At 53.2% G+C, this 24,161-nt stretch carries 24 protein-coding genes; 10 read left to right on the forward strand and 14 right to left on the reverse strand.

Annotated elements, in window-relative coordinates; translation table 11 throughout:
- The first annotated feature begins 265 nt into the window (after nt 1-265).
- Nucleotides 266-454, forward strand: a complete 189-nt coding sequence (locus ACT3R4_RS16155; RefSeq protein ID WP_193055153.1) for a hypothetical protein — start codon at nt 266-268, stop codon at nt 452-454.
- Between the two features lie 93 nt (nt 455-547).
- Here the strand turns inward: ACT3R4_RS16155 and ACT3R4_RS16160 are convergent, their stop codons facing one another.
- Nucleotides 548-1,402 carry a Tim44 domain-containing protein gene (locus ACT3R4_RS16160; RefSeq protein ID WP_441679775.1) on the reverse strand — a complete coding sequence of 285 codons (855 nt, stop codon included), beginning with the start codon at nt 1,400-1,402 and terminating at the stop codon, nt 548-550.
- A 147-nt stretch (nt 1,403-1,549) separates the two neighbouring features.
- Here ACT3R4_RS16160 and ACT3R4_RS16165 point away from each other — a divergent pair, with 147 nt between their 5' ends.
- Nucleotides 1,550-2,125: an isochorismatase family protein gene (locus ACT3R4_RS16165; protein WP_441679773.1), complete on the forward strand. Its 576-nt coding sequence runs from the start codon at nt 1,550-1,552 to the stop codon at nt 2,123-2,125.
- Between the two features lie 15 nt (nt 2,126-2,140).
- Here the strand turns inward: ACT3R4_RS16165 and yaaA are convergent, their stop codons facing one another.
- Nucleotides 2,141-2,920, reverse strand: coding sequence for a peroxide stress protein YaaA (yaaA, locus tag ACT3R4_RS16170; RefSeq protein ID WP_441679771.1), 780 nt, complete (start codon nt 2,918-2,920; stop codon nt 2,141-2,143).
- Between the two features lie 112 nt (nt 2,921-3,032).
- A complete protein-coding gene (locus tag ACT3R4_RS16175; protein ID WP_441679769.1) occupies nt 3,033-4,064 on the reverse strand; it encodes an NADP(H)-dependent aldo-keto reductase in 1,032 nt (343 codons plus the stop codon).
- Nucleotides 4,065-4,314: 250 nt separating this feature from the next.
- Between ACT3R4_RS16175 and ACT3R4_RS16180 the strand changes: the two genes are divergently transcribed.
- Nucleotides 4,315-4,809 (forward strand): tetratricopeptide repeat protein, encoded by a 495-nt coding sequence (locus tag ACT3R4_RS16180; RefSeq protein ID WP_441679767.1) that lies wholly within the window; start codon nt 4,315-4,317, stop codon nt 4,807-4,809.
- Nucleotides 4,810-4,828: 19 nt separating this feature from the next.
- Nucleotides 4,829-5,335 (forward strand): hypothetical protein, encoded by a 507-nt coding sequence (locus tag ACT3R4_RS16185; protein ID WP_441679765.1) that lies wholly within the window; start codon nt 4,829-4,831, stop codon nt 5,333-5,335.
- Between the two features lie 29 nt (nt 5,336-5,364).
- Here ACT3R4_RS16185 and ACT3R4_RS16190 read toward each other — a convergent pair whose 3' ends face one another.
- The 6 genes from ACT3R4_RS16190 to ACT3R4_RS16215 form a co-directional block, all read right to left on the reverse strand.
- On the reverse strand, nt 5,365-5,910 hold the full coding sequence (locus ACT3R4_RS16190) for an LOG family protein (RefSeq protein WP_172119056.1): 546 nt from the start codon (nt 5,908-5,910) through the stop codon (nt 5,365-5,367).
- A gap of 36 nt (nt 5,911-5,946) precedes the next feature.
- Nucleotides 5,947-6,468: a DUF501 domain-containing protein gene (locus ACT3R4_RS16195; protein ID WP_441679764.1), complete on the reverse strand. Its 522-nt coding sequence runs from the start codon at nt 6,466-6,468 to the stop codon at nt 5,947-5,949.
- Nucleotides 6,469-6,480: 12 nt separating this feature from the next.
- A complete protein-coding gene (locus tag ACT3R4_RS16200) occupies nt 6,481-6,783 on the reverse strand; it encodes a hypothetical protein (protein WP_193055160.1) in 303 nt (100 codons plus the stop codon).
- Between the two features lie 38 nt (nt 6,784-6,821).
- A complete protein-coding gene (locus tag ACT3R4_RS16205; RefSeq protein WP_441679762.1) occupies nt 6,822-7,223 on the reverse strand; it encodes an acyl-CoA thioesterase in 402 nt (133 codons plus the stop codon).
- A 50-nt stretch (nt 7,224-7,273) separates the two neighbouring features.
- Entirely contained in the window at nt 7,274-8,098 is an 825-nt protein-coding gene (locus ACT3R4_RS16210) for a hypothetical protein (RefSeq protein WP_172119053.1), read from the reverse strand.
- 102 nt (nt 8,099-8,200) lie between these two features.
- Nucleotides 8,201-8,632: a hypothetical protein gene (locus tag ACT3R4_RS16215; RefSeq protein WP_441679761.1), complete on the reverse strand. Its 432-nt coding sequence runs from the start codon at nt 8,630-8,632 to the stop codon at nt 8,201-8,203.
- A gap of 37 nt (nt 8,633-8,669) precedes the next feature.
- Between ACT3R4_RS16215 and ACT3R4_RS16220 the strand changes: the two genes are divergently transcribed.
- On the forward strand, nt 8,670-9,833 hold the full coding sequence (locus ACT3R4_RS16220; RefSeq protein ID WP_441679759.1) for a MalY/PatB family protein: 1,164 nt from the start codon (nt 8,670-8,672) through the stop codon (nt 9,831-9,833).
- Nucleotides 9,834-9,836: 3 nt separating this feature from the next.
- Here the strand turns inward: ACT3R4_RS16220 and ACT3R4_RS16225 are convergent, their stop codons facing one another.
- The 5 genes from ACT3R4_RS16225 to ACT3R4_RS16245 form a co-directional block, all read right to left on the reverse strand.
- Nucleotides 9,837-10,775, reverse strand: a complete 939-nt coding sequence (locus ACT3R4_RS16225; RefSeq protein ID WP_441679757.1) for a co-chaperone YbbN — start codon at nt 10,773-10,775, stop codon at nt 9,837-9,839.
- Nucleotides 10,776-11,033: 258 nt separating this feature from the next.
- Complete coding sequence (locus ACT3R4_RS16230; protein WP_496201237.1) at nt 11,034-12,104, reverse strand: AbrB family transcriptional regulator; 1,071 nt, start codon at nt 12,102-12,104, stop codon at nt 11,034-11,036.
- Nucleotides 12,091-13,605: a tripartite tricarboxylate transporter permease gene (locus ACT3R4_RS16235; protein ID WP_193055165.1), complete on the reverse strand. Its 1,515-nt coding sequence runs from the start codon at nt 13,603-13,605 to the stop codon at nt 12,091-12,093. Before ACT3R4_RS16235 ends, ACT3R4_RS16230 begins: the two co-directional genes overlap by 14 nt.
- A 1-nt stretch (nt 13,606) precedes the next feature.
- Nucleotides 13,607-14,059, reverse strand: a complete 453-nt coding sequence (locus ACT3R4_RS16240) for a tripartite tricarboxylate transporter TctB family protein (protein WP_226912029.1) — start codon at nt 14,057-14,059, stop codon at nt 13,607-13,609.
- A gap of 104 nt (nt 14,060-14,163) precedes the next feature.
- Nucleotides 14,164-15,159: a Bug family tripartite tricarboxylate transporter substrate binding protein gene (locus tag ACT3R4_RS16245; RefSeq protein ID WP_193056433.1), complete on the reverse strand. Its 996-nt coding sequence runs from the start codon at nt 15,157-15,159 to the stop codon at nt 14,164-14,166.
- A 180-nt stretch (nt 15,160-15,339) separates the two neighbouring features.
- Here ACT3R4_RS16245 and ACT3R4_RS16250 point away from each other — a divergent pair, with 180 nt between their 5' ends.
- From ACT3R4_RS16250 to ACT3R4_RS16270, 5 genes are all read left to right on the forward strand, one after another.
- Nucleotides 15,340-16,023, forward strand: coding sequence for a GntR family transcriptional regulator (locus ACT3R4_RS16250; protein WP_441679756.1), 684 nt, complete (start codon nt 15,340-15,342; stop codon nt 16,021-16,023).
- Nucleotides 16,024-16,099: 76 nt separating this feature from the next.
- Entirely contained in the window at nt 16,100-17,080 is a 981-nt protein-coding gene (locus ACT3R4_RS16255; RefSeq protein ID WP_441679755.1) for a D-2-hydroxyacid dehydrogenase family protein, read from the forward strand.
- A gap of 671 nt (nt 17,081-17,751) precedes the next feature.
- Nucleotides 17,752-18,279 (forward strand): hypothetical protein, encoded by a 528-nt coding sequence (locus ACT3R4_RS16260; RefSeq protein ID WP_441679754.1) that lies wholly within the window; start codon nt 17,752-17,754, stop codon nt 18,277-18,279.
- Between the two features lies 1 nt (nt 18,280).
- Complete coding sequence (locus ACT3R4_RS16265) at nt 18,281-20,770, forward strand: hypothetical protein (protein ID WP_441679753.1); 2,490 nt, start codon at nt 18,281-18,283, stop codon at nt 20,768-20,770.
- On the forward strand, nt 20,763-23,948 hold the full coding sequence (locus ACT3R4_RS16270) for a tyrosine-type recombinase/integrase (protein ID WP_441679752.1): 3,186 nt from the start codon (nt 20,763-20,765) through the stop codon (nt 23,946-23,948). The genes ACT3R4_RS16265 and ACT3R4_RS16270 overlap by 8 nt, the downstream gene beginning before the upstream one ends.
- Nucleotides 23,949-24,161: the final 213 nt, after the last annotated feature.

The following is a 24,161-nucleotide window of genomic DNA, read 5'->3' on the forward strand; positions in this document are numbered from 1 at the left end:
GGCGGCAAGGCACTCTTCAGCGTGATGGATCAGCCGCTAACCCCAGCAGCACTTTGTGCTGCATCGCCGGCTGAAGCCAGCTCCCACAATGTAGAGACAGGTCAATCCATAATGCCTACAAAACATGGCTGGAATTTACTATTTACGCTTTTTTGCGTCAGGCAGCTATCCTGATATGGGTGGTTATGACGCACTGTTGTCTTTAGAATGATATGGCACGTTGATGGAAGGGTAATCTGCGCTTTATCTCAGGAGGAGAAACAACATGAATGGACAATGGATCAAGAAATTATCAGCGGCGGTATTGATGGCTCTGCTCGCGGGCGGTTTGGCTGCCTGTGATAACCAAGGGCCTGCTGAAGAGGCAGGTGAAAGTATTGATGATAGTATTGGAAGCGCCGGCGAAAGCATTGAAAGCGCGGGTGAGAGTATCGAAGAAGCTGCTGAAAACTAATTCAATAGGTTGATTTAAACGGTTGATTAGGTTGTCCTTTGGAACGAAAAAACGGCCGCTAAAAGCGGCCGTTTGAAGGTATGGTCCCGCGTTTTAAGCGCCAGGGTTTTGCTCAATACCTTGCACATACCAGGGCGCCTGGTCGCGCATTGCACGGGTTAAGTGCCACGACTCGTTGAACTCGGTCTGCTCTCCATTCTCCTCTATAACGCCATGAAAGATCACGCTTGCCTCAGCATGCCCTTCGTATTCGTTAATATCCCCCAATTCGGCAAATAAACGTACGATGTCGGTACGATTATTGGCAGGATGCTGAGCGCGCTCGGTGCGTAGCAGGTTATAGAGCTCGGGAGTGACATACTCCTGAATTTGGCTAAAGTCGTTATTGTCCCAGGCACGCTGCAGCGTCATAAAATGCTCTTTAGCACCGTTTAAAAACTGCTCTTTATCAAACCAGGCAGGTGTGCTTTGCAGGCTGCTTGCCAAGCTACCAGGTACAGCGCCTACTGAGCCAGCAGCAGGCGCTGATGGCTCGTGCTGCGTACGTTGGTAGTTGGTTTCGGAAGCATTCGCTGGACGTCGCTGGCGAATAAACGCACGGAAAGCGATCATCGCAAGCACTGCGATACCGACCACCATGAGCAGGTCCATCATTCTTAGCTCATCAAAGGCACCGCCGAAAAAGAGTGCGGTAATTAGCCCTCCAGCCAGAAGACCACCCATCATTCCGCCCATTCCGCCTCTACGTGCTGCCGCAGCACCCGCTTGGCCCTGTTGCTGGCCACCTTGCGCTTGTTGTGTACTGGGTGTGCTGGCCGGGCGGTCCGCAGAACGGGACATGCTGCCCATATTGCCACCACCTCCCATACGGCGCGCTTCCGCATGCTCCACCGCAACGCTAAACCCCGTAACGCTGACCAGCAGCATGACAAACAATTGTCGTAACATGGCAATCTCCAATGTTTCAAAGCCATTAAGAACGTAAGCTCAACGTAATGAGCGTGTGGAAAGTCTTGAGCGGCTAGTTTAGCGCTTGGGCGCTTAGAATGGACTATCTTAATGGCACTCATAAGCATAAAGAATAAGAGGGGAAACATGCGCCTACAACGAGATCGTAGCCTATTGTTAATGATCGATTTTCAAGCAGGCTTACTGCCGGTGATTGAAGGCGGTTTGCAGGTAATAGAGGAGGCCGCCTGGCTTGCAAACGTAGCAGAAGTGTTGGCAGTCCCCGTATGGCTTACCGAACAATACCCTGAAAAACTCGGGGGGACGGCAGCTGGTTTGATAAGCGCGTTGGGTGAGCATCAGGTTTGGCAAAAACATCATTTCAGCGCAATGGAAGCGCCTGAATTTGCCCAGGCATTAAAGGCCCAATCGGTGCAACAAGTCGTGATCTGTGGCACAGAAGCACACATCTGTGTGTTGCAGAGCGCGCTTGGCTTGCTGGAAGCTGGATATAGCGTGTATTGGCTAAGTGAAGCGACAGCGAGCCGTCGTTGTGAGGAAGCTCGCTTTGCTCGTGAGCGTGCCTGCGCGCAAGGCGCCATTGCTGTGACGGCGGATATGGTGGCTTATGAGTGGCTTGATCGCTGTGATACCGCGCTATTTAAAGAGGCACATCGCCGGTTGCTTAAGCCGCGCTCTTCACGCGGCGTAACTTTTTTTTAGTAAAGGGGGAAATGTTTATCGGTCTGCTTCTTTGCGTGTGAACACCAGCGTATCGCCTTCAGAGGACACTGCATCAAATTGGTAGCCTGCCACATTAAATGCTGTAAGCGCTTCAGGGTCGTTCACCTGCTGATGAATAATCCAGGCACTCATTAGGCCTCGGGCCTTTTTGGCATAAAAGCTGATGATTTTAAACGTGCCGTTTTTCTCATCTTTAAACACCGGCGTGATGACGCGGGCGTTAAGCTTTTTGGCATCTACCGCTTTAAAGTACTCATTAGAAGCAAGGTTCACCAGAACCTTTGAACCGCTTTCTGTAATAGCCTGAGCAAGGGCATTGGTCAGTGTAGGCTTCCAGTACGCGTATAAATCCTTACCCGCCTGATTAGACAGTTTGGTGCCCATCTCCAGTCGATAAGCCTGAATCAGGTCCAGCGGGCGCAGTAAGCCATACAGGCCTGACAAAATACGCAGGTGCTGCTGGGCAAACCGGTTATCCGCATCACTGAACGTTTGAGCCTCCAGGCCGGTATAAACATCGCCTTGGAACGCTTGAGCGGCAGGTTTGGCATTCTCTAGTGAAAACGGCGGCTCCCATTCAGCAAAGCGTGCCGCATTAAGGCCAGCAAGCTTGTCGCTGATGCCCATCAGCTCACTGATCTGCTGAGGTGAATAATCACGCAGGATATCGATCAGCGCTTGGCTTTCCGTTAGAAAGCCGGGCTGTGTCACCTGGTGAGTGGTGGAGGGCGTTTCAAAATCCAGCGTTTTCGCTGGCGAAATAACGCTTAGCAAGGTGAGCTCCTTCGGCCGATGCAAAACCAGATAAGAACAAAATCATGGCCGATAGTATACCAAGCCTCGGCGTTGGCCGAGGCTATCGCTTTAATAGCGTGTGTATCAATGCTTAGGGGCAGGGGTTTGGCATCCGGCGATGAATATCCTCAATCGCGCTAAGCACATCGTCGTCCAGCTTAAGGCTCTCACTGGCCAGGTTGCTTTCCAACTGGTCCAGTGTGGTGGCACCAATAATATTACTGGTAAGAAAGCTGCGTGAATTAATAAACGCCAGTGCCATTTGTGCGGGGTCAAGGTCATGTTCGCGGGCCAGCTCAACGTAGGCCTTTGTCGCCGCCTCCGCCTCTGGTGAGGTGTAGCGCTTAAAGCGCTCATAAAGCGTCAGGCGGCCTTTTTCGGGCCATGCGCCATTAAGATACTTGCCAGAAAGAACGCCAAAGGCCAGGGGAGAATAAGCCAGCAAGCCTACGTCTTCGCGATGAGCAATCTCCGCCAAGCCCACCTCAAACGAGCGATTAAGCAGGTTGTAAGGATTTTGTATGGAGGCCACTCGCGGTAGATCCATTTTTTCGGCTAAGTGAAGCGAGCGCATGACGCCCCACGGGGTTTCATTGGAGAGGCCGATCGATCTTACTTTGCCAGCATCCACCAGCTCCTTGAGTGCAGAAAGCGTCTCTTCAAGCGGCGTGGCATCTTCATTCTCCTGATGCGCGTAGCCCAGCTTGCCGAAAAAGTTGGTGTTGCGGTCTGGCCAATGCAGCTGATAAAGATCGACATAGTCCGTTTGTAAACGCTTAAGGCTTGCGTCGATGGCCTGGTGAATATGATCACGCGTCAAACGTGGGCCGCCCCGGATATGCTCAGGCCCCGGGCCTACTGCCTTGGTGGCGATAATGACGTCATCGCGGTCGCCACGCTGTTTCAGCCAGCTGCCAACATAGGCTTCCGTTAATCCTTGCGTTTCGGCTTTGGGCGGTACGGGGTACATCTCAGCTGTATCGATAAAATTGATACCGAAAGCGACGGCGCGATCCAGCTGTTCGTGAGCTTCTGCCTCACTGTTTTGCTCGCCAAACGTCATCGTACCAAGGCAGAGCCGACTGACCTCAATTCCCGTTCTGCCAAGTGGGCGCGTTTGCATTTTTGTCTCCTCGCTAAAGCGAAAATTATCGCCGAATAGGCGTTTATAAAGGTGATGAATGACCGTGTGTGAGAGGCATGTTAGCGAGGCTATTTGAAAGCAGCAAATCAATGGGGTTGAGTCGTTGCAAAGGCAGGCGTATGCTTGCCACCCCATTGGCCGGCTGACCCCGGTTTTTCGTGTGATTGGCAGTCAAATGATGTAGTGACCGCTAATTCAATATCTCAACAAATTGGCAGGGTGGTTTGCCATGCCGCAGGCATCATCTTTGTTTATTCGGCTAGAGTTTCGTTTAGCTGAACGGCTGTTTCAAAACCGTTGGTTGTTACCGCGTTCAGAGCGCACACAGCGTCTTACCATGCGTTTGTTCAAGCGCTGCGCTGAAGCGGGGCATCCTGATGCACTGTCCGTTTACGGGCATATGCTGTTTCATCGTAGCTTATCGCCGCAGGACAAAGCGCGGGGGGCACGCTATGTGGTGGAAGCCGCTCAAGCGGGTGATGTAAAGTCGCAGTACCAGGTGGCCCAGATCTACGAGCACGGCTGCGCGCAGTACCCGCGCCGTGAAGATTATGCAGTAACGTGGTATGCCCGTGCGGCGCAGTCCGGTCACTATTTGGCTGCTGAGCGGCTGGCCAGCGCCTATCGTTTGGGTGAGCTAGGCTTAAGCATAGATGCGAGCCAGGCTACCTACTGGGAACAGTTCGCTGAGCATCATCCGCACAACGATGTGACCGCCGTGTAATGATTGAATGAGGAAGTCAGTGTCCGAGACGCTACCCACTGTATTAGATATTGAAGCGTCCGGATTTGGGCGTGGTAGTTATCCCATAGAAGTCGGCATTGCACGTGCTGACGGTAGCTGCTGCGCGTTTCTTATTCAGCCACTGGATGAGTGGACGCACTGGGACCCTAAAGCAGAGCTCTTGCACGGTATTTCGCGTGATCGCTTGTACCAGGAAGGACACCCTGTTCGTCAGGTGGCCCAGTGGCTCAACGATGAGTTAAGCGGGTTAGGCAAAGCGTACAGCGATAGCTGGGGCTACGATAATACCTGGCTTTCGTTGTTGTTCCACCATGCCGGCATGCTGCCTCGCTTCCGCCTGGAGGCGCTGCGCATTTTGTTGAGCGAAGAGCAGCAAGCGATATGGAGCGGTACCAAAGAGGCCATGATTACTGAGGTCGATATCCATCGTCACCGGGCGGGAGACGATGCCCGTCTGCTCCAGCTCACTTATCAGCGTACCCGCAATGTTATCCGCGGCGCGTAGCGCGCTTGCCATGCCCGCTTCGCTCACCTCTACCTAAGCTGGCTCTCCAGCGCGTCAAGTAGCGCCTCTGGTGTTACCGCGTCCAGCAGCATATCGCGTGTCGTTTGAGCTAGAAAACCCTGCGTCACGGTGTTGTCGAGAAATGCCAGTAGTGGCGTATAAAACCCCTCGGTATCCAGTAGGCCCATGGGCTTCTCATGCAGGCCTAAATAGCCCCAGGTCCAAATCTCAAACAGCTCCTCAAAGGTACCGATACCGCCTGGCATGGCAATAAATGCGTCGGCGTTAGCGGCCATGGTGGCTTTGCGTTCATGCATGTTGGGCACGCGGATCAGTTCGGTGAGTCCAAAGTGCGCCTGCTCACGCTCTACCAGATGGTCCGGCATAACGCCAATCACGTTGCCGCCTGCCGCCAGCGACGCATTAGCAAGCTCGCCCATTAGGCCAATACGCGCGCCGCCGTATACCAGGGTGTGCCCCCGCTCTGCCAGCACAGTACCTAATGCCTGGGCTGCTTGGCGATAAGCCGGGCTGTTACCTTCTCGTGAGCCGAGATAAACGCAAATTCGGGACATTAATTGGGTTCCTTAACGCTTATGAGAGAAGCGGTGTTATGGAAGGTGATGGTCTACCTGGTGGTGCTCATCCATCCACTGACCAATCACATTATCGCCACATAAATGATGGGCATACTGAGTGTGCAGGCAGCGTATCTGTTGCCAGTTGCTGATACCGCCAATGCCACGCTCGGTCAACACATCGGTGTATCCCAGCCGTGCAACCTCGGCGCGCTGGGCGTCGCTCATATAATCCCAGCGGGCTTTTACATAGTCACGATGGCTTTGCTGATAATGCGCTAGAAATTCTGGCTCTTCTTGCAGGCGCTGCTCAAGTGATTTGATAACCCCCACCGCTTCAATGCGTGAAATTTCTACCTTTAGTACATCAGAACAGAGCCAGTACAGGGTAGGAAAGGGTTTGCTATCAACAATCGGCGCCATACGCAGCACCAGCGGTGTGCCTTCGCTATCAGTGGCGGCAACGGCTTCAATGCCACGTGGTGCGCGGCCTAACTGCTGGGTAATAATCGCCAGCTGACGCTCATCGGGCGCCTGGTTGGTGCGGATCACCATTAGGTTGGTCTCTCACGAACGGTCGTCTTGAACAAATTTATTGGAGCGGCCAACAGCACGAAAAAAGCAGCGATTCAACTGCTCAGGAGACGCTACATAGCACCATGTCCGCTCGCAATACTCGGCGGCCCGCGCCATTAGTACGTCATAAAGGCGGTTAAACGGGGCATCATAATCGTAAGGGTCAGCCCCAAACAAGCGGATATGCGGATAGTCTGCAAAGCGCTCAATAAAATAGCGCTCAATATCCGCTTCGACAGCGCGATGCTGCGCAGTATTGTCAGGGTCCAGCCAGAGATTATAGCGAATGGCCATGCTGTGCTCCTGGTCGCCCCGTCCGGCGGGTTGGTGCGTTAGGCGGGCGCATCTTGTAAGTGAGTCGACAAGGCGCCGCGCAGCGCGCCCTCAATAGGTACGGCGCATTTAGCCTGGTGATCGTACTGTACCATCACCGTGTGGCCGAGGTTGGCGAGCGTGCCATGTTGGCGTGCTTCCTGAGTGACGGTAAATGAGCTATTGCCCAGCCGCGTTAAGTAGGTGCGTAATTCGACGTCATGGCCGTAAAACAGTTCTGCACGGTAGTCGATTTCCATCCGAGCCATTATCAAACGCCACTGCTTCGGGTTCAGGTCAGGTGTAAAAAGCTTGAATAGGTCGTTGCGGGCCAGCTCAAACCAGGCGGGTAGGCGCGTATTGTTAATATGGCCCAGCGCATCCGTATCGTAAAACGCCGGCTCAATCGTACGGGTAAACATGGCAATCACCTTATCGTTGGCAGGAGTTGTAAATTCAGGCAAGTGTTCGGTTAAGCAGTTTGCCTGTTGCCTTCGCGTCGCTTGGCAAACCAGCGTTGGACCTGTAGCCAGCCCAGCAGCCATAGCGTTGCTACCAAAAAACCGGCCAGCGTGCCCCAGGCAAGCCCCAATGTTTCATACGTATAAGAGACACACAGGGCGTAACTTAAAAGCGAGCCCAGCCCCACGGGGTAGTGTTTGATAACGGTCGCGGTAGGCGCGGGGCCTTGGGTTATATGCAAAATTAGCAGGAAAGGCAGCATGGTGACGGGGAAAGCCGCCAACGTGCCTGCCCAGGCCGGCGGCACCCAATGGGCAAGGCTTGTGATGGCAAAGACAATAAGCGTCGCCAGCAAGGCGCGAATACATAAAGCACCCCACGAGAAAGACTGACGTGCAGTGGCCAGACTGTCGGGTATTCGCCGGAAAATCCACGTAAAAAATACGATAGCGCAAAGCGTCACCAGCGTACCCGTCAAGCGAGTAAAATCGAACTGGGCAAGCACCAGGCTTGCCATAAGCCACAGAGTGATAGCACCTGCCATTCCGCTGGCGACACCCTTCAAGCCGGGCTTGCGACCGCAAAGCCAGTAACCCGCGCCAAGTGCCATGGTCGCGGTAAAGCCCGCGAGTGTATGAATCGCACTTTCAGCGGAAAACGTAGGGGATATCTCCAGACCAATAAAGAACAGTGCCAGCGCGGTGCCCAAAGGGTAGCCTGATAAAAGCCCTGCCACTTTGGGGCTCACACGTACAGCAATCGCCCCCAGCCCCAGCACCATCGTGACTGACACTGCTACTTTGGCCAGTTGCCAGCTAATCGGAACATCCAGCATCAATGACTATCCTTATAATGGATTAAACATTTTTCTTCGTTTGTCAGCCAGTATATCCGCGCGCGGCACACTAGGCCGCGCTATCGAAAGCGTTAACGTTTTTTATACTAAACGTAGCCCCTGTTGATCGCGCCAGGCCGCCTCCAAAGCACTTTTTAGTGGTGCTTGAAGGTGGGCTGGAAGCGCAGAGTGCGCGGCCTCTAACGTGTTAAACGCGCGGTTGCGCAGCCAGCAGTAAGCCCAGGCACAGGCTTCAGCCTCGCTTTGAGGTGTTGGCTTGGCAGGCATTTGGTTAAGCAGAAAAACCGCGGTGCGGGGTGCCCACAGCGGAATGTCATCTTCAAGTGTTTGGCTCCAGTGTTTAAGCATTGCCCCATCGGGCGTCGTGTCCGGCGTGCCCAGTTTGGCAACCCGTGCGGTTTCCGCCAGTATGAGCGCTAACTGGTCAGCGTCGGCCTGACCAAGCGCTTGCCATTGCCGCAATAGCGCTGATAATCCTGCTCGCACCTTGGTATAAAAATCATCTTGCGGCATGCTCGTTAACAACCTTCGTCAATAAGTGAGATCTGTTATGGCTTTTGATTTTGCCACGCCTATCGAGCGACGCCACCCCGAAGGTGGCTACTCATCCCAAAAATGGCATCGCTATAACGGTGAAGTACTGCCTCTATGGGTTGCCGACATGGATTTTTATTCGCCGCCCGCGGTTATTGAGGCGCTACAAGCTCGGGTCGCTCATGGTGTTTACGGCTACGGAGAAGTGCCTGCTACGTTAACAGAAACGCTCTGCACATGGAGCGCTACGCACTATGATTGGACGATTCAGCCCGACTGGCAGCACTGGCTACCGGGTGTCGTGGCCGCGCTCCACTTCGCCACGCTGGCGCTAACCCAGCCAGGCGATGGCGTGCTAACGGTAGCGCCTATTTATCCACCGTTTTTAGCCGTCGCTGAGCGTACTGGGCGTTTGCCTCAGCAGGCCATGATGGCCGTACCTAAACACCCAAGCGAGCCATGGCAGTTGGATATTAGCGCGATTGAAGCCTCCATCACACCCAAAACACGCATATTACTCTGGTGCCATCCACATAATCCGACCGGGCGGGTTTGGAGTCGTGAAGAGCTGGCGCCGTTGGTGAAGCTGGTTGAACAGCACGATCTATGGGTTGTCTCTGACGAACTACACTGCGACCTACTGTTGGATAAAGATGCTCAGCATCGCCCGTTAGCGGCTATGTTTCCTGAGCTAGCCAAACGCACGATTACCCTTTGGGCGCCCTCTAAAACCTTTAACCTGGCGGGGTTAAGCAGCGCATGTGCGATCATCCCTGACCCTGAAGTGCGCCAGCGGTTTGCCGCTGCCTGCAAGGGCCTGTTGCCCGATGTTAACGTGCTGGGGTTAGTGGCGGCAGAAGCGGCGTATCGCGAGGGTGAGCCGTGGCGTCAAGCGCTGCTGGATGTGCTGCGTCAGCACCGCGCCACGCTTGAGGCACGCGTTGCCAACTGGCCGGGTGTGCATCTAAGCGCACCGGAGGCAACCTATTTGGCCTGGCTTGATATGAGGGAAGCGGGGCTGGGAGAAACGCCTTACCAAACGCTCAAGGAGCAGGCCGGTGTGGCGCTTTCAGACGGGGCCGCGTTTGGCTACCCCGGCTTTGTTCGGCTAAATTTTGGTACTACGGGCGCTCAATTGGAAGCAGCGTTAACGCGCATGGATGCGCTATTGAAGCCTTAGCCATTAATAAAGCAGCGCAAACAGCTTGCGGCGATAGGCGACCGTCAGCGGGTGGTCGGCGCCTAGCGCATCAAACACCTGCAGCAGCGTTTTACGTGCCGCGTCGTCGTTGTAGGTACGGTCGTGCTTCATTAGCGTAAGCAGTGCTTTAAGCCCTGCATCGTATTGACCATCGGCCACTTGGCGCAGGGCGCGCTGGAACTGCGCTTCGCTATCGTCGCGCTCACCCAAGGCCGCAATATCTTCTGCGGAAAGCGCTTGTTCACTGAACGTAATGCTGGCGCGTACGCCACGTGCTGCGGGGCCATCGCGCTCTTCGGGGGGGAGATTTTCCAGCACGCTGCGCGCCTCATCTCCGCGCCCTTCAGCCACTAATACGCGGGCAAACGCCACTTGGTAGGCGTAGTGTTCCGGGTATTGCGTCACCAGGTCCTGGTAAATGCCGTGGGCTGTTGCGGTGTCGCCTTGCTCAAGCGCCGCCTCGGCCTGCTCTTCAGGGCTTTCTGGTGCATCGGCCGGGGCAGGGAAGTAGCGCCCTAGCCATTCACGCACCTCTTTCTCGGGCAGTGCACCCTGAAAATTATCCACAAGGCCGCCCTGGCTCACCAGTTTAACGTCCGGTACCGCCCGTACACCCAACTGTGCAGAAATGTCCGGGTTAGCGTCTGTATTTAGCTTACCAAGCAGGAAGGTGCCCGCGTATTCTAGCGCCAGCTTCTCCAGTACCGTCAGCAGTGTGGCGCAGCTACTATCGGCTGGTGAGTAGCAGCCCAGTAGTACTGGCACTTGCATTGACGCTTCCAGCACTTGCTGAATGTTGCTCGCATCAAGTTCGATGATCACATCTTCAGGGCGCACTGGCGCACGTTCGGTGTCAGCAGTATTCGTGCTTGCGGTATCCGCTGTCAGCGGTTTGCCGGTGCGAGGATCAATGATTGACATGGGTAAACTCAGCTTCGCAGAAAAATAATTGCTTATGATATGCAGGCAGTCACCGCCATATTCAAGCCGGAACGATGCTAATCATGTAAATCTGAAGAGAAGGCTAGGCCAAGAGGAAAAATATAGGCGCAAGCACTGCTCTAAAGGAGTCTATTAGCACTTTATATCGCCAGCTCTTGAGAGTGGCTTCGACGAGACGGTGACGCCAATGCGTGCAGCGCGCGATAGCATCACCATTTAGCCTCGTAAGCGCTATCGTTAGCCTTGCTGCATTTGTTTTCCTAGCCAACTAGCGATGGGGGGTAGCATCGCTACGATCAAGAAAACACGCAGTACATGGTGGGCTGCCACCATGGCGGGATCTATGGACAACGCAAGCGCTACGACGCCAAGTTCCGGCGCCCCCCCAGGTAAATAGGATAAGAACAAAGGTGTGTTGTCCAACCCTATAATGGGCGCAAACAACAGGGCTGCAGCGAAGGAGCCAAAGGTAAGGAGTACACCGATCACCGCCGCTAGCCAGCCATCTTTTAAAATTTGTGGGAGGGAGTAATTCGCGAATCGCGCTCCAACTCCTGCGCCAATGACAATCTGTGCTGCGCTGGAAAGCAGGGGAGGGACATGCACCGTTAAAAGATCAGTCGCGTGCAGTAATCCCGAGCTGAGCAATGGAATCAATAGCATCGCTGAGGGAAAGTTCAATCGCCAGGCTAGCCAGCCGCTGGCTATCGCCACCAGGGCCAGGATTCCATGGTTAATAGGATCGATTGCTTCCGCGTGAGTGAAACTTGCAAGACTAGCGTCAGCGAGGTTAATGCCGGACGTCGCCTGGATGATGATGGGTGCTGCAATTAGCAATACCACTAGGCGCGCGGTATGACAAAGGGCAACACGGCTGACTTCGGCTCGGTAATTCTCTGCCAAAACTGAAACGACTGAGAGTCCTCCGGGTATGGCGGAGAACAAAGCAGTTACTCTATCCATTTTCCCGAAGCGATAGAATATTTGATAGGCAATGAAACAAAATGCCAGCGATAACACACTCATGACAATCAGGCTTATGGTCCAGTCCCCGGCTTGTCGTACGACTTCTGGGGTAAAACTGGTGCCTAGCATCGTGCCGATAGCGACCATAGCGTAACTGCGCCAAGGGTTTGGAAAACGAGGCTGAAAAGACGTCGTCTGAGTGCACAAGAGTGATGCCGTTAGGCTGCCCAGTACCCATGGCAACGGTAGAGAGAGTGCAAAAAAAGCGAGTCCGCCTAACGTGCCGATGCCAAAGGTAATGCCTCCTCGAAGTTGAGGAGGCATTTGTTTAATTAGATTCATGGCTAGCGCGGCGAGAGCGGAAGGCTTTTAATGCGGGGGCTCCAATTAAAACAAGCAGCATTATGATGAAAAGAGCAAGAGCAATGGGCCGCTCCATCATATATTCAAAAGGCCGGCCACCGGACACCTGTAAGGTGCGCACGACTTCTCCTTCCATCATGCGGCCAAGCAGTAAACCGATGACTGTTGCCGCGACGGGATAGTTGTTTTGTCGCATGAGCCAGCCAAGCCCTGCAAATGCGGCAACGGTTAGTGGCCCAGCGATAGTGCCAGTTATGCCATAGCCGCCCCAGGCACACATTGCTAATACACTGGGCACTAGGTAAGCCAAGGGAACGCGCACCACCATGCCCAGTAAGCGCAGGCTAAGTAATCCCAGAAATGCGAGAAGTACTACTTGGCCCAGATTGCCGAGAATAATCGAATAGACGATATCGGTCTGGTCTCTTATAAACGATGGCCCACCAATAATGTTGTGAAAAGAGAATGCGGCCAGAAGCACGGCAGTCGCAGCCCCACCAGGAATGCCAAGCGCTAATAGCGCCGTCATTGAGCCTCCCTCCGAGCTGGAGTTCGCGGACTCGGCCGCCACGACACCCTCGGGTGCTCCTTGGCCGAACGCTTCAGGCGTTTTCGACGTTCGCTTGGCCTCACCATAAGAGACCAGATTAGCTACCGATGAGCCCACGCCTGGGATGGCGCCGATCACTGCGCCGATGAGGCTACCTCGTAGTAAGATGCCGGGATGGCGAAATGTCTGCCCAACGCCTTTAAGAATAAGCGCAAAAGATATATTACGTTGAGCCTCATTTTGTACCAGAAATGAGCTTCCTCTCAGGCGTAACAACTCAGAAGCGGCGAAGATGCCGATCATGGCGGGTACTACTGGGATGCCATCAAGGAGGTAGGGGTTGCCTATCGTCGTGCGCATAATACCCGTCGTGGACATACCAATTTGACTGAGCATGAGCCCCAGGAAGCCAGCCAGCAGGCCCTTGGCCATACTGCTATCGTTGAGTGTCGCGATGAGGGTTAATCCCCACAGCACCACCACGACCATTTCCAGCGGGCCTATCTTAAGTACAAAAGCAGCCAGTGGATTGATTAACAACATCAGCAGGCTATAACCCACGAAAGCGCCCACAACTGAAGCGCACAGGCCCAGTCCCAGGGCTTCATTGTGTTGTCCCTTTCGCGCCATAGGGTATCCGTCAAATGCCGTCGCAATTGACGAGGATGACCCAGGGATGTTCATAAGAATAGCGGTTACCCCGCCACCGTAGGCACCGCCAGTAAATATGGCGGTTAAAAACAGCATGGCTTGAAGAAAATCCATACCAAAGGTCACGGGCAAGAAAACGGCCATGGCCATGGAAATTTGTAGCCCGGGAATCGATCCAAAAACGAGACCGATTAATAAGCCCGGAATAACCCAAAGCCAAGGGCTTAGATCAGTAAAAAGATGGGAAAACGCCTGAGATAATGCGAATTGATCAATCATGTTAAAGCACTAGTGTGGTCATTGGGTAAGGGAAGAGAGAGCCAAAGCCCTTGACGAGAAAAACAGTAAACAAAAGTGCGTACAAAGGCGGTTGCCATTTACCTTTACTCCCACACATAAGAATGCCAACCCAGACGAAAACAAAAGTAGCAACATCGAAGCCGACATTGGTTAACGCAAAGCAGAAGACGGCAAATCCTGCGAGAAGCAGTATGTCGCCCCATAACGATGGTTTATCCGTACTGCTGGATGAGGGAGCTGGAACTGGCTTCAGCAAGATTTTAGCGACAATCCCAATGGACAGAAGGCCGATGATTATCGCGGTGGGGGCCACTACCACCAGATTGTTCAGCGTTGTGGAAGCCTGAGTAGCACTCCAGGTAATAAAGCCCGCTATAGCCAGTACAAGGCCTAACAAAAAGGCATGTGTTGCAGAAATCTTTCCTGTCACCATTTTATAGCGCCTCCACATTGAAATAATAATGGGACCAAGCGTAAGTTGGTCCCGTGACGATTAAGCGAAAAGCATTAGTGCACATGTGCCAGCATTGAAATCATTTATTCTTCTGATGTGTATTGCTTCAAAATTTCAAAGTTGGACTCAATGATCTCTGTCGTACGTTCAGGACCAAGCCACTCTGCACCAATATCCTGGGCTTCTAGTCGGCTAACGAACGCTTCATCTTGCAGCGCACTGTGATAGGCATCGACCATTTGTTGGAATGCTTCGGGGTTGCTCTCTTTAAAGTCAGCATGCGCGGCAAGGCCTCGCATTGATCCTGCAAGCACCGGAACCGGCTCGTGACCGCTCTCTTCAAGCGCTGCATTAAGCGTTGGTGCATCCCAGTCCTCCGATGCGGTATCAGCCGCGAGGGCAAGAGGACGTATATATTCCTGGATTGATAGCGTGCCGTCTGCAGCTAATACGGTCATGTCTACCTGCCCGCCAGCGACCGCCGTGCGCGCAGCGCCACCAGACTGATAGGTGACAATGTTGACGTCTGTTTTATCGAGACCAAAGGCCTCAAGAGCCAGTTCAAGGTTGATAGCGCCGGTCGAGCCAGGTACGACAGAAACTCTAAGTTTTCCTGGATTTTCCTTGGCTGCCGCCATGAAATCCGCCAGCGTTTCATAAGGCGTATCAGCATTAACGGCGAAAAGATCGTAATCATTCCACTGCCCGTTAATGAATGCGAAGTCTGACAAATCATAAGTGGCATCAAAGCCAAGAATCGCATTAGAGACGTAAGGGTGGATTGAAGAGGCAAGGAAATAGCTGCCATCAGCAGGCATGTTGTGGAAGTAAGTATGACCTACGTGACCACCGCCGCCATTCTGATTAATGACTGAAATCGGCGTGCCCAGATCTTCCTGGAGCCGTTGAGCCAGCGCGCGAGCGGTGCGGTCAGCGGACCCGCCAGGGCCAAGCGCAACAACGAACGTGATTTTCTGTGTTGGCCAGCTTTCCTGGGCTGCGGCGGTGAGGGGGGTAATTGCAGCTGCCAGGGAGAAACCCAGCATAGCTGTAGCGATGACTTTCTTCTTATCGATCATGGTGGTCACTCCGCTTCATCATAGACAATTGTAAGACAATCATTTGTGCGTGAATATAGAAGTACATATAGTAGTTCCTGTCAATCCTCGGATATATAAACAAAAGATCTATTTTTTCAGATGTTTTTTGGAAATTATTGAAAATTATATAGAGTGTGTTGTCTTCGGAGGAGAATTACTTTGTCTACAATAAAAGAAGAAACGCATGGTTTGGCAGCTGAGCGAGTGGCTAGTGGCTTGTACGATGAAATACTTAAAGGGCAGCTGCAGGCTGGGACTCGTCTTGGAGAGGTCGCGTTGGCTGAGCGCTTTTGTGTTAGTCGGGGGCCGGTGCGTATGGCGCTCAAAAGCCTTAGCGAGTGCGGGCTCGTTACTATCGTGCCGAACAGTGGGGCGCACGTGCGTGAAATGCGGTACGAAGATGCCCGGGCGATCTACCAGGTCAGAGCTGCTCTTGAGGCTGAAGCCGCCATGTTGGCGGCCAGTCGTGCTAATGCATCCACTGCCGATGAATACCTTACGTTACTGCAGTTACATGCCAGTCAAGTGACATCTCATCCTGAGGGAGCCTATCTTCAGGAGTCTGAGGAGTGTGATTTTCATTTAATTACCGCACGAATGTCCGGTAATCCACTCATTCAGCGTTATTTAACCCACGAGCTTCGCCCGCAGCTAACCCTGTTAAGAAATAAGCATCGGCATGTTACAGGGCGTGGAAAAATCGCACTTTATGAGCACGAGCGCATAGCCTCAGCTATCTCGGAAGGTGATGTGGAGGTGGCGGGCTTATTGATGAGGCGGCATATACAGAGCAGTTGGGAAGCGCTTGAAGAGCAGTTGCCCAAGAGAGATGCCCTTAATTAAACAGTGATTGGGCGATAACCACACGGCTCAGGCAATGCTATGTCCGGCCTTGGCCTGCACTAGAGAAGGAGTGTATATGAAGACGGTGATTCTTGATGATTGGGAAGGCTGTATGAAGGAGCACCCTGCCGTATCTCGCTTGCGCGAATTCTCTGAGGTATCGGTCTATGGTGATGTGCCTGCCTTTGAAACCCTGGTGAACCGGCTTCAAGGAGCCGATGCGATTATCCCGCTCAGGGAGCGCACCTTGATTGATCGAGACCTTATCGCGGCTTTACCTGACCTAAAGCTGATCGCCCAAACCGGTACGGGGCTGGCTCATGTGGATAAAGCTGCAGTGGACGAAGCGGGGATTTCCATTGCAACGACGCCGGGTGGGTCTACGGCGGCGGTAACCGAGATGACCTTTGCGTTTTTGCTTAATCTCACCAAGCGGATTGTTGAGGTAGATCGTCGGATGTCCACTGGAGAGTGGCCAACGATTGTTACCAGTAATTTGAGCGGTAAAACCATTGGTCTGATTGGTCTGGGCAAGATTGGTTGTGCCGTGGCGAGAATGGCACAGGCCTTTGGTATGCGAGTCATTGCATGGGGCCCCAGGCTGACCCAGGAACGAGCCGTTCAGGTGGGAGTGGAGTACGTGTCATTAGAAAGCCTGCTCACCCAGGCGGACGCCGTTAGTATCCATGTAAGGCTTGTGCCTGAAACGGAAGGGTTACTGACGACGGAGCATTTTGAGCTAATGAAGCCTGATGCGATTCTGGTCAATACATCACGCGGGCCCATTATTGACGAAGCGGCGCTCATTGATGCTTTGCAGCGTAAGAAGATTGGTGGGGCGGGGCTTGATGTTTTCTGTGAAGAGCCGCTACCGCAGCATAATGCCTTTGCGGCATTGGATAATGTCATGATAACGCCGCATATGGCATGGAAGACCGAAGAGACCTTTTCGCGTTTTCTCAATGGGTCGGTTGATAATATCCATGCGTTTTTTGTAAAGGGAGAGCCGCAAAATATCGTTAGTATTTCCCCTGACAAGAAAAAAGAAGGCGTGTAACCGGCCAATGAGTCTCGGCGCTAATTTTGGGGGCTTGGATGTACAGTTAGGTTGCCTGAGTCAGCCCGGTAAGTTGCTTATGTGGCTTGTTGGGAGCTGTGCTTTGGTTTTTCGGTAAGGGTATTCGATGTCGAGCGTCGGCGTGATGCGCTCGGCATAACGGTGTGCGGTGGCGTAGTGCTGGGGAGATGCGAAGAGAGGGGAGGGTAAACGCAAAAAGGCAAATCAGTAAGTAACTGGTCTGCCTTTTAAAATATTGGTAGCGGGGACCGGATTTGAACCGATGACCTTCGGGTTATGAGCCGGATTAACTTTGATTCCATTATGTTGTCTTGTTTGTTATTGTTTGTCCTAAATATCTATGAGTAAAGATTTTTATCTATTTCGCAGATTGCTAATTTGGTGGTTTAAAGTCAATTGAGCTCACTTAATTTTGTCACAAAATTAAAATCGAAATTTACATCAAAAATGGCCGTAAGGTTGCTGCTGATGTCCTTTTAGCCCAGAAATAAATATACTCGCCGCCGCCCCTGCTGCTACTGCGGGCTTAGGCTAGGATCAATCTAGATCAGCTCAATAGTTTGAAGAAGGATAAAGATGTGCTGACAGAGAATCTCGAAAGCAAGGTATAAAAAAGAGCGCTTCGAAAGAGGCTATCACTGAGGAATATTGTGACAAGTTTGCCACTATCGAAGATCAAATCCCCTTCCGGTGTGCTCGCTGAGATTGAGCGGGTCAGTATTAATATTGCCAATCAATTGCCCGTGTCGTCATGGCTGGATGCTGAATTAGCCGATGCCTTACTTGCCTACCATCCCGTTTCGGTGCAAAAGGTATCGAGACATTACGAAGTGGTCAGTGGATTTCGTGCGTTTCATGCCGTTAGTGCCTTGCTGGATCCAGAGGCCTCCATCTCGGTAGGCATCACAGATGCTCACGAATCTGATCTAATCAGCGGGGCATTGTTTGAGCTTATTACTCACAGTCTGATGCATTGTCCTGAGGCTCTGGATGCGAAAGAGCGTGTCTATCGACAGTTAAAAGAGCTCTCCATTACGCTGCGTAAAACGCACGGCATCAAGGTGCCTACAAAGCTTTCCACACGCAATCTAAAGACATTAATGGGACTAGAAGGGCGCCGCATCAAACATTCAAGAAAGCGGAAGTCAGAACTCCAGCGGATCATGGGATCCCCTTAACATGGTGATCCAGGCGGATCTAGAGCAACTGGTAACATTGAGTGGCGTGGAGCTTTCCTGCCTGGAAGAGTTGTTTGCGCTGCTTAAAGCTCCGGATGATCTAACCCACCTTCGCCTGGTGTTGGAAAACGTGAACCGTGCTTTACAGGCAGTTCAGGGAACCCAAAGAATTCGGGAGGATCTTGATGATGCGACCGAGAAAAAGGAGGAGAAAGACCTCTTTCATTACCTTCCTGTCATTACCCAGATTATCGCCGTGCTAAAGGGATGTGATCGCGAAAGCTGTCCAGAGACGTGGTTAGATCAGTCGGGGAAGCAGCGCGGCATTATCAATGACCACCCTGAATGGGCGATGCTGATTCTTACCCCCGATGCTGAGTGCTATGGCAATGATGCGTATTGGCAGCATACCGGTGTAGTTATGGCGTGCTCAGCCGTTCAGCGAAAGCGGCACCAAGCACATATCGGCTCCGAAATCACCGCTGCTTGTCGTGATATCCGGACGATTGGCAATGGCAAGAAGTCTCTCGGGCTGTTGGTAGAGATTGAGATGGACACCACGCTCAAAAGCTACCATCAACAATATCTGCTGAAGAGCGACGAGATCCTCGAGCCGCTGTCGGGTATCGAGCTGCTCGTTCGAAAAGTACTCGACCATAAGGGAAAGACGAGAGACGGTGGAGGTGGGGGTGGCCACCCGGCCCGAACGATCGAGCGGCGCGTTGAGGTGTCGGATTCGGATGACGAGGAAAATGAGGGGCCAGAAAAGTCGATGCAACTGTTGGAATCGGCCGGTGACGAGCAGGCGCAGGGCCGTCAGCGTGCCGCCGGTTTGCACCCGAAAGAATCCCAGACACTGCGTGCTGTTTCCTTCACGGAAAGTAAAGCATCACCGACATTAGGGTTTGATCTAAGGGACTTGATACGGCGCCAGAGCAGCCGTATCCAACATATCAGCCAGTCCAACCAGAGGCTTCCTTTTCGCTACGCCAGCTTAAGTCGGGTCGAGCTATCGCTGGCGGCGAAAGCAGCTTTCGAGCTATTTACGGGCCGAGGCCGCTTTGAAAAGCGTGATGACGAAGATGTCTATGCCGGTCTACTGCTGCTGTTGATGATCTGGCTTGGACGTCCCGTCGAGCAGATTCTGAGGATGCGGGTCTATAACCATCGACATGAGCTACCGAAACACCGCAAGGACGTACTCGCTTTTTTGATTGAAGAGCACGCCTTTGTGCTGCCCATTCCGTCGCCGGAGTGGCGTAACAGTCTCCAGGACGACGCAAAGAAACTGCTCTTTACAGCCGGTGGGAGCACGCCTGCATTGGTGGATGAGGTGGTGGTGGTCGCCAGTCCCTTGCGGATGGGGAAGTTTATCTCGCGTCTCAGCTTGGTGCGGAAAAGTCGGACAAAATATCGCGAACTGTTTCCCGAATGTCGTCATGGCGGCATTGAGGAGGCAATGCGGGCGGCGGTTTCAAAGATCAACCGCACCCACCGTATGCGGCTGACACCCCGTCGCATCAGTCAAGCGCTGTTCGATGAGATCGTCGGCCACTCCAGCGATTGGGTCGATGCTTACCTGTTGACTGGGCACCGTTTCACCGTCGCTGACGTGGCCGCACATTATTACAGCGTGCCAGCTGGCTATCTTGAGACACTCTATCATGCTGCTGCTGTTTCGCTGCGCAACAGCATTTATCAGTACCTTAGCGTAGAAGAAAAGCATTACTACGCCTTCAAACAAGTCGTTCAAAACAGGGGCGACCATGGCAGTAAGCTGAACCTCAAACCGATATTGCTGACACGCTTGGTCAAACACCTGAAAGGCGAACTGCGGGCAGCTAGGCGCCTTCAGCCTGGGGATGAGAGTTGGCGGCAAACGCATAATCATTACGTGGCTTATATCGCTTTCTGGTTACTGTTCGCAACGGGCTACCGTGCTGTCAATGACTTGATTTTTCGCTGGCGGGAAATTGATTTTGCATCTGGTTTTCTAGCCATCTCCGATAAGGACGACGAAGCGATGAGTCAGGCACGGGTGGCTTGGCTGTTGCCGGAATTGCGTGATCAATTACGCCAGTATGCGAGCCACTTGGAAGTGCTACAGACCCGCCTTTATCAACGTGCGTCTCTTTACGAGCACCTTGAAGCAGTGTTGAGTGAGCCTCACCCAGACGTGCCGCTGATGTTCTTTATTAGTGACAGCTGGCAGATGGTTCAGCTCTCTCCAGAGAATCTGCGGCGCCACGTACCGCTCTTTACACTGCCAGTCAACGCCAGTCGGCACTATCTTCGCAGTGCTTTGCGTGCTGAAGGGGTTCGTGGCGAACTGGTTAATGCCTTCATGGGGCACGCTCAACAAGGGCAGGAACCGTTTGGTGCCTTCTCTACCTTGACCCCCGTAGAGATGTTTCGGGAGCTAGCGCCTGTCCTCAGTAAAATGCGCCGGGAAGCGGGATGGACAGTGCAGCAGGGGCTGGCGGATGACTGATCATGTCGAGGAAGTTTGGAGCGGCTGGAAGCTAATACAAGTTCCGGAAGGGGCAGGTGGTGCCGAGGCACGCCATCGGCAGCATCTGCTAAATAGGCGTCGTCACCAAATGGCAGTGCTGAAACTGCTACAGGAAACGCACCCTGGCCTTGTCCGCGGTGAATCGGATGTCAGCGTGCCGACGGATATCTCCCAGCAGTGGGAAGAAGCCCTACAAACCGGTGACAACCGTTCGGTCGTCGAAATTCGCAACAAGGTTAACTTCTTATCACTGGGGCTGTCGCGTGGGCAGCGTGAGTTGGGGTGGGACGTGCGCGTTCCAGCACCGCTGCACCTGGTCAGGCCAGCGGCGAGTCCTTTTACGCCCTTATCCTTCAAAAATTTAAACGATTACCGTGACTGGCGCCAGGATGCCGATCATGAGATTAAGCAGCCAGACTTTCAGGCGCTTCTTTGGCACGGCAATGGAAAAAAGGGACATCGTCGGCTTGAGCCTGAAATGATCAGCTGGGGGCTGTTTCTTTATTGTGTGATTGCCAATGACGGCCTGCTGGGCAGCAAGCACCTGAACTCACTGCCATTGACCACCACTACATTGGCAGTGCACGGGGCTTCTGCCTGGTTGGTACTGCATGAGACGGTACCGGACGGCATGCCAAAGTCGAAACGGGTGTTGCCACGAAGCCGTTGGCTGTTGGGGGTGCCGGCCTTAGCGGTGTTGATGCGCCACATTCAGCATTTTGGCCACCCTGGCGAGAAGTGTGGCGGTTATCAGCAGGCCAGGACATATACCCAGACGGCTTGGCTGCATTTCTGTGGCGCTTTAAAGGCTGAGCCGGTGTCACTTCCGACGTTTAGCGAGCATGCCACGACCGCCTTTCGCTTACATGTACCGGCTTATATCGTGAACAGCGCACACGGCAAACATCCAAGCACTTCAATTGCTGAAGAGCGTTGGCATCAGCTGCTCACCGGTGGGTACGTGGAGCATACCAAGCCAAAAGCCGAGCAGGAGGATGTGCTTCCGGCAGAAGGATCCGGGCTAACACCAATGGTGGCCGAGCGTTGTGAGCGGGACCAACCGTTGTATGAAGGGCGTGCGCTGCTGAAATCGTTACACGATACGCTCTATAAGCGTCGTAACCAGAAACGCCTCAAATTTCGAGACCTTTCTCGCGAGCTGGAAAGTGCCATTGTTGCTTCTCAGCGTATGGCTCCCATCATTGAATGCCTGTGTCGCTGGCTGCTGTTCCTGCATCAGAAGCAGAAGCGAAAGCAGTCGACGCTGTACAAGTATCTCGGTGTAAGCATGCCGCTTCTGCAGGCTTTGGGGGAGACACCGGTTGATCAGGATCGGATGGATGCGCTTATTGAGGCCTATCAGTTCGTGGTCGAACAGGCCAAGACCGAGAAAAACCGCCACTACCGTTGGGCGGTGTTGCGCTCATTCCATTCTTTTCTCGTGATTGATCAAGGTTTGGCTAATGTTTCTATGGTGTTTGCTGACGGTGGGATAACAGTCGCGCATCACGCCGATGCCAATTGTCTGTCAGAGGATGAGTATCGTCAGATAGCTAGCTTTCTGGCATCCCACTCGGCAAACATTATGGGGCAAATTCGCTATTGGATATTTGTGCTTGGATTTCGCGCTGGACTTAGGATAGGAGAAGCACTTTCCATTCAGTTAGATGATGTCTTGCTCCATCAAGAGGTGCAGGATACTGACGTTACTCTTCTGGTTCGTAACAACGAGTATGTGGGGGTCAAGAGCCATGATTCACGGCGGCAGCTTCCGCTTCATTATCTGCTGACGGACAGCGAGCTGGAAGCATTCAAGGCCTTCATCGCCAATCGACAAGAGGTGACCCTTCACGGTCGTGTCATGTTGTTCGGTGGGGGAAGTGGTTCGGTGGCACCGCTACGCGATGATGAGGTGCAGGCAGAGATCCACGAAGCAATGCGCCGTATCACCGGGGATTACCGTCTACGCTTTCATCACCTGCGTCATTCACTGGCTAACTATCTGTTGCTCTCTTTTCATGGGGTGGAGATACCCTGGTCAGCGCCTTCCCATCATGCTTTTCTTTGGGACAAGGTCGCTGAGGGTCCCACGCGCTCAGGGCTGTACTTTATTGCGCAACTGATGGGGCATGCGTCCCCCGATGTGACATTACGAAGCTACTTGCACTTTACCTGCCTGCTCCTTGACCATTACTGCCACAAGCAGCCCTCCTCGATGGAGAGCTGTATTCCGAGCCACGCAATTGCTCAGTTGGAACCCTTGGCCAACGTACTCCAAATCAAGCCGGCGACCCTGCGTAAATGGAAAGAGCGTTTCGGCGAAAAACCGCCACGTTGGCTTAATAAGGCCTTTCCCAAATGTTCTGTGATAGACGTAGCTCAGCAGGCGTTTGCCCCCTATCCTGAATTGCCAGCCAAGATACTGCTTGAGCGCCAAGGTCTGAGTCAGCTATCGCTGGAGCAGGTTGCCGCCGCGATGGATGCTTTGTATCAACGCGATTTTGACGACGTTGAGCATATCTTTAATTTGTGTAAAGGCGAGGCAGAGCGGCTAACGTCTTGCGCGCGGCGGGTTCTAACAGCGCGCACGCGGCAGGGGATGAGCGCGTTTCGTCACTACCGGATGACAAAAGGCAAGCAGCCAGCGCCGATTGATTTTGCCCACCCACGCCTGGCAATGCCGCGCTCGCTGGCGGAACGCCCAGTGGCGAATGCGATGTACCAAGCCATCTGGTCGCGGTGGTTTAGCCATCATCCGGATGAATTGCGAGGGCATCTTCGTTTTTTCTACCGCTACCACCGTGCCACCGACGGTCATGTATGGATTCGCGATGCCGATGATGGCTTGGCCTTTGTGAGTTGGGTGCTGGGTCTGGATGCTCGCATCAGAGCAGTCGTAGAGGTGACACCCAGTGCGCGATCGTCCCTGTCTGAGAAGCAGCAGATTAGCGAATGGAAGAAGCGACTACCCTCGCATCAACATAAGTTGGAATGGCAATCGAAGGCACCAGGAAACCGCTATTCAAAGCCGCTGGGTACGGGCAACGTTACATTCTATGTTGTTAATAAGAATAAGCGCTCTCGAAGTGGCTACCCCGTGCGCTATGTGCTAGTGATGGCGTGTATCGTCATGGCGGCGTTCGCCAGAAAGACATGATCACATCATGCCGGTGGTTGCCCAGCGCAGTCCTACCAGCTTCGCGGGGTAGTTCGTACATGACATTTATGTCTGCTGAAATAAAAGGACTAGTAAGCGTTGAAATGACGATTCCTACTGGAAGAGAGTATGAAAAGGCCTGAAGACCTGATGAGTAGCGTTTTTGCCTACCGGGCGTTTGACTTGCGTGACCGTTTCCCACAACCGTTAGAG

The organism is Halomonas sp. AOP7-E1-9, assembly GCF_052376035.1.
GTDB classification, from domain to species: Bacteria; Pseudomonadota; Gammaproteobacteria; order Pseudomonadales; family Halomonadaceae; genus Vreelandella; species Vreelandella citrativorans.

Coding starts and splice junctions, on each gene's coding strand:
- ACT3R4_RS16155 (WP_193055153.1), top strand. CDS start 266: ATGAATGGACAATGGATCAAGAAATTATCAGCGGCGGTATTGATGGCT.
- ACT3R4_RS16160 (WP_441679775.1), bottom strand. CDS start 1,402: ATGTTACGACAATTGTTTGTCATGCTGCTGGTCAGCGTTACGGGGTTT.
- ACT3R4_RS16165 (WP_441679773.1), top strand. CDS start 1,550: ATGCGCCTACAACGAGATCGTAGCCTATTGTTAATGATCGATTTTCAA.
- ACT3R4_RS16175 (WP_441679769.1), bottom strand. CDS start 4,064: ATGCAAACGCGCCCACTTGGCAGAACGGGAATTGAGGTCAGTCGGCTC.
- ACT3R4_RS16180 (WP_441679767.1), top strand. CDS start 4,315: ATGCCGCAGGCATCATCTTTGTTTATTCGGCTAGAGTTTCGTTTAGCT.
- ACT3R4_RS16190 (WP_172119056.1), bottom strand. CDS start 5,910: ATGTCCCGAATTTGCGTTTATCTCGGCTCACGAGAAGGTAACAGCCCG.
- ACT3R4_RS16195 (WP_441679764.1), bottom strand. CDS start 6,468: ATGGTGATCCGCACCAACCAGGCGCCCGATGAGCGTCAGCTGGCGATT.
- ACT3R4_RS16200 (WP_193055160.1), bottom strand. CDS start 6,783: ATGGCCATTCGCTATAATCTCTGGCTGGACCCTGACAATACTGCGCAG.
- ACT3R4_RS16205 (WP_441679762.1), bottom strand. CDS start 7,223: ATGTTTACCCGTACGATTGAGCCGGCGTTTTACGATACGGATGCGCTG.
- ACT3R4_RS16210 (WP_172119053.1), bottom strand. CDS start 8,098: ATGCTGGATGTTCCGATTAGCTGGCAACTGGCCAAAGTAGCAGTGTCA.
- ACT3R4_RS16215 (WP_441679761.1), bottom strand. CDS start 8,632: ATGCCGCAAGATGATTTTTATACCAAGGTGCGAGCAGGATTATCAGCG.
- ACT3R4_RS16220 (WP_441679759.1), top strand. CDS start 8,670: ATGGCTTTTGATTTTGCCACGCCTATCGAGCGACGCCACCCCGAAGGT.
- ACT3R4_RS16225 (WP_441679757.1), bottom strand. CDS start 10,775: ATGTCAATCATTGATCCTCGCACCGGCAAACCGCTGACAGCGGATACC.
- ACT3R4_RS16230 (WP_496201237.1), bottom strand. CDS start 12,104: ATGAATCTAATTAAACAAATGCCTCCTCAACTTCGAGGAGGCATTACC.
- ACT3R4_RS16235 (WP_193055165.1), bottom strand. CDS start 13,605: ATGATTGATCAATTCGCATTATCTCAGGCGTTTTCCCATCTTTTTACT.
- ACT3R4_RS16240 (WP_226912029.1), bottom strand. CDS start 14,059: ATGGTGACAGGAAAGATTTCTGCAACACATGCCTTTTTGTTAGGCCTT.
- ACT3R4_RS16245 (WP_193056433.1), bottom strand. CDS start 15,159: ATGATCGATAAGAAGAAAGTCATCGCTACAGCTATGCTGGGTTTCTCC.
- ACT3R4_RS16255 (WP_441679755.1), top strand. CDS start 16,100: ATGAAGACGGTGATTCTTGATGATTGGGAAGGCTGTATGAAGGAGCAC.
- ACT3R4_RS16265 (WP_441679753.1), top strand. CDS start 18,281: ATGGTGATCCAGGCGGATCTAGAGCAACTGGTAACATTGAGTGGCGTG.
- ACT3R4_RS16270 (WP_441679752.1), top strand. CDS start 20,763: ATGACTGATCATGTCGAGGAAGTTTGGAGCGGCTGGAAGCTAATACAA.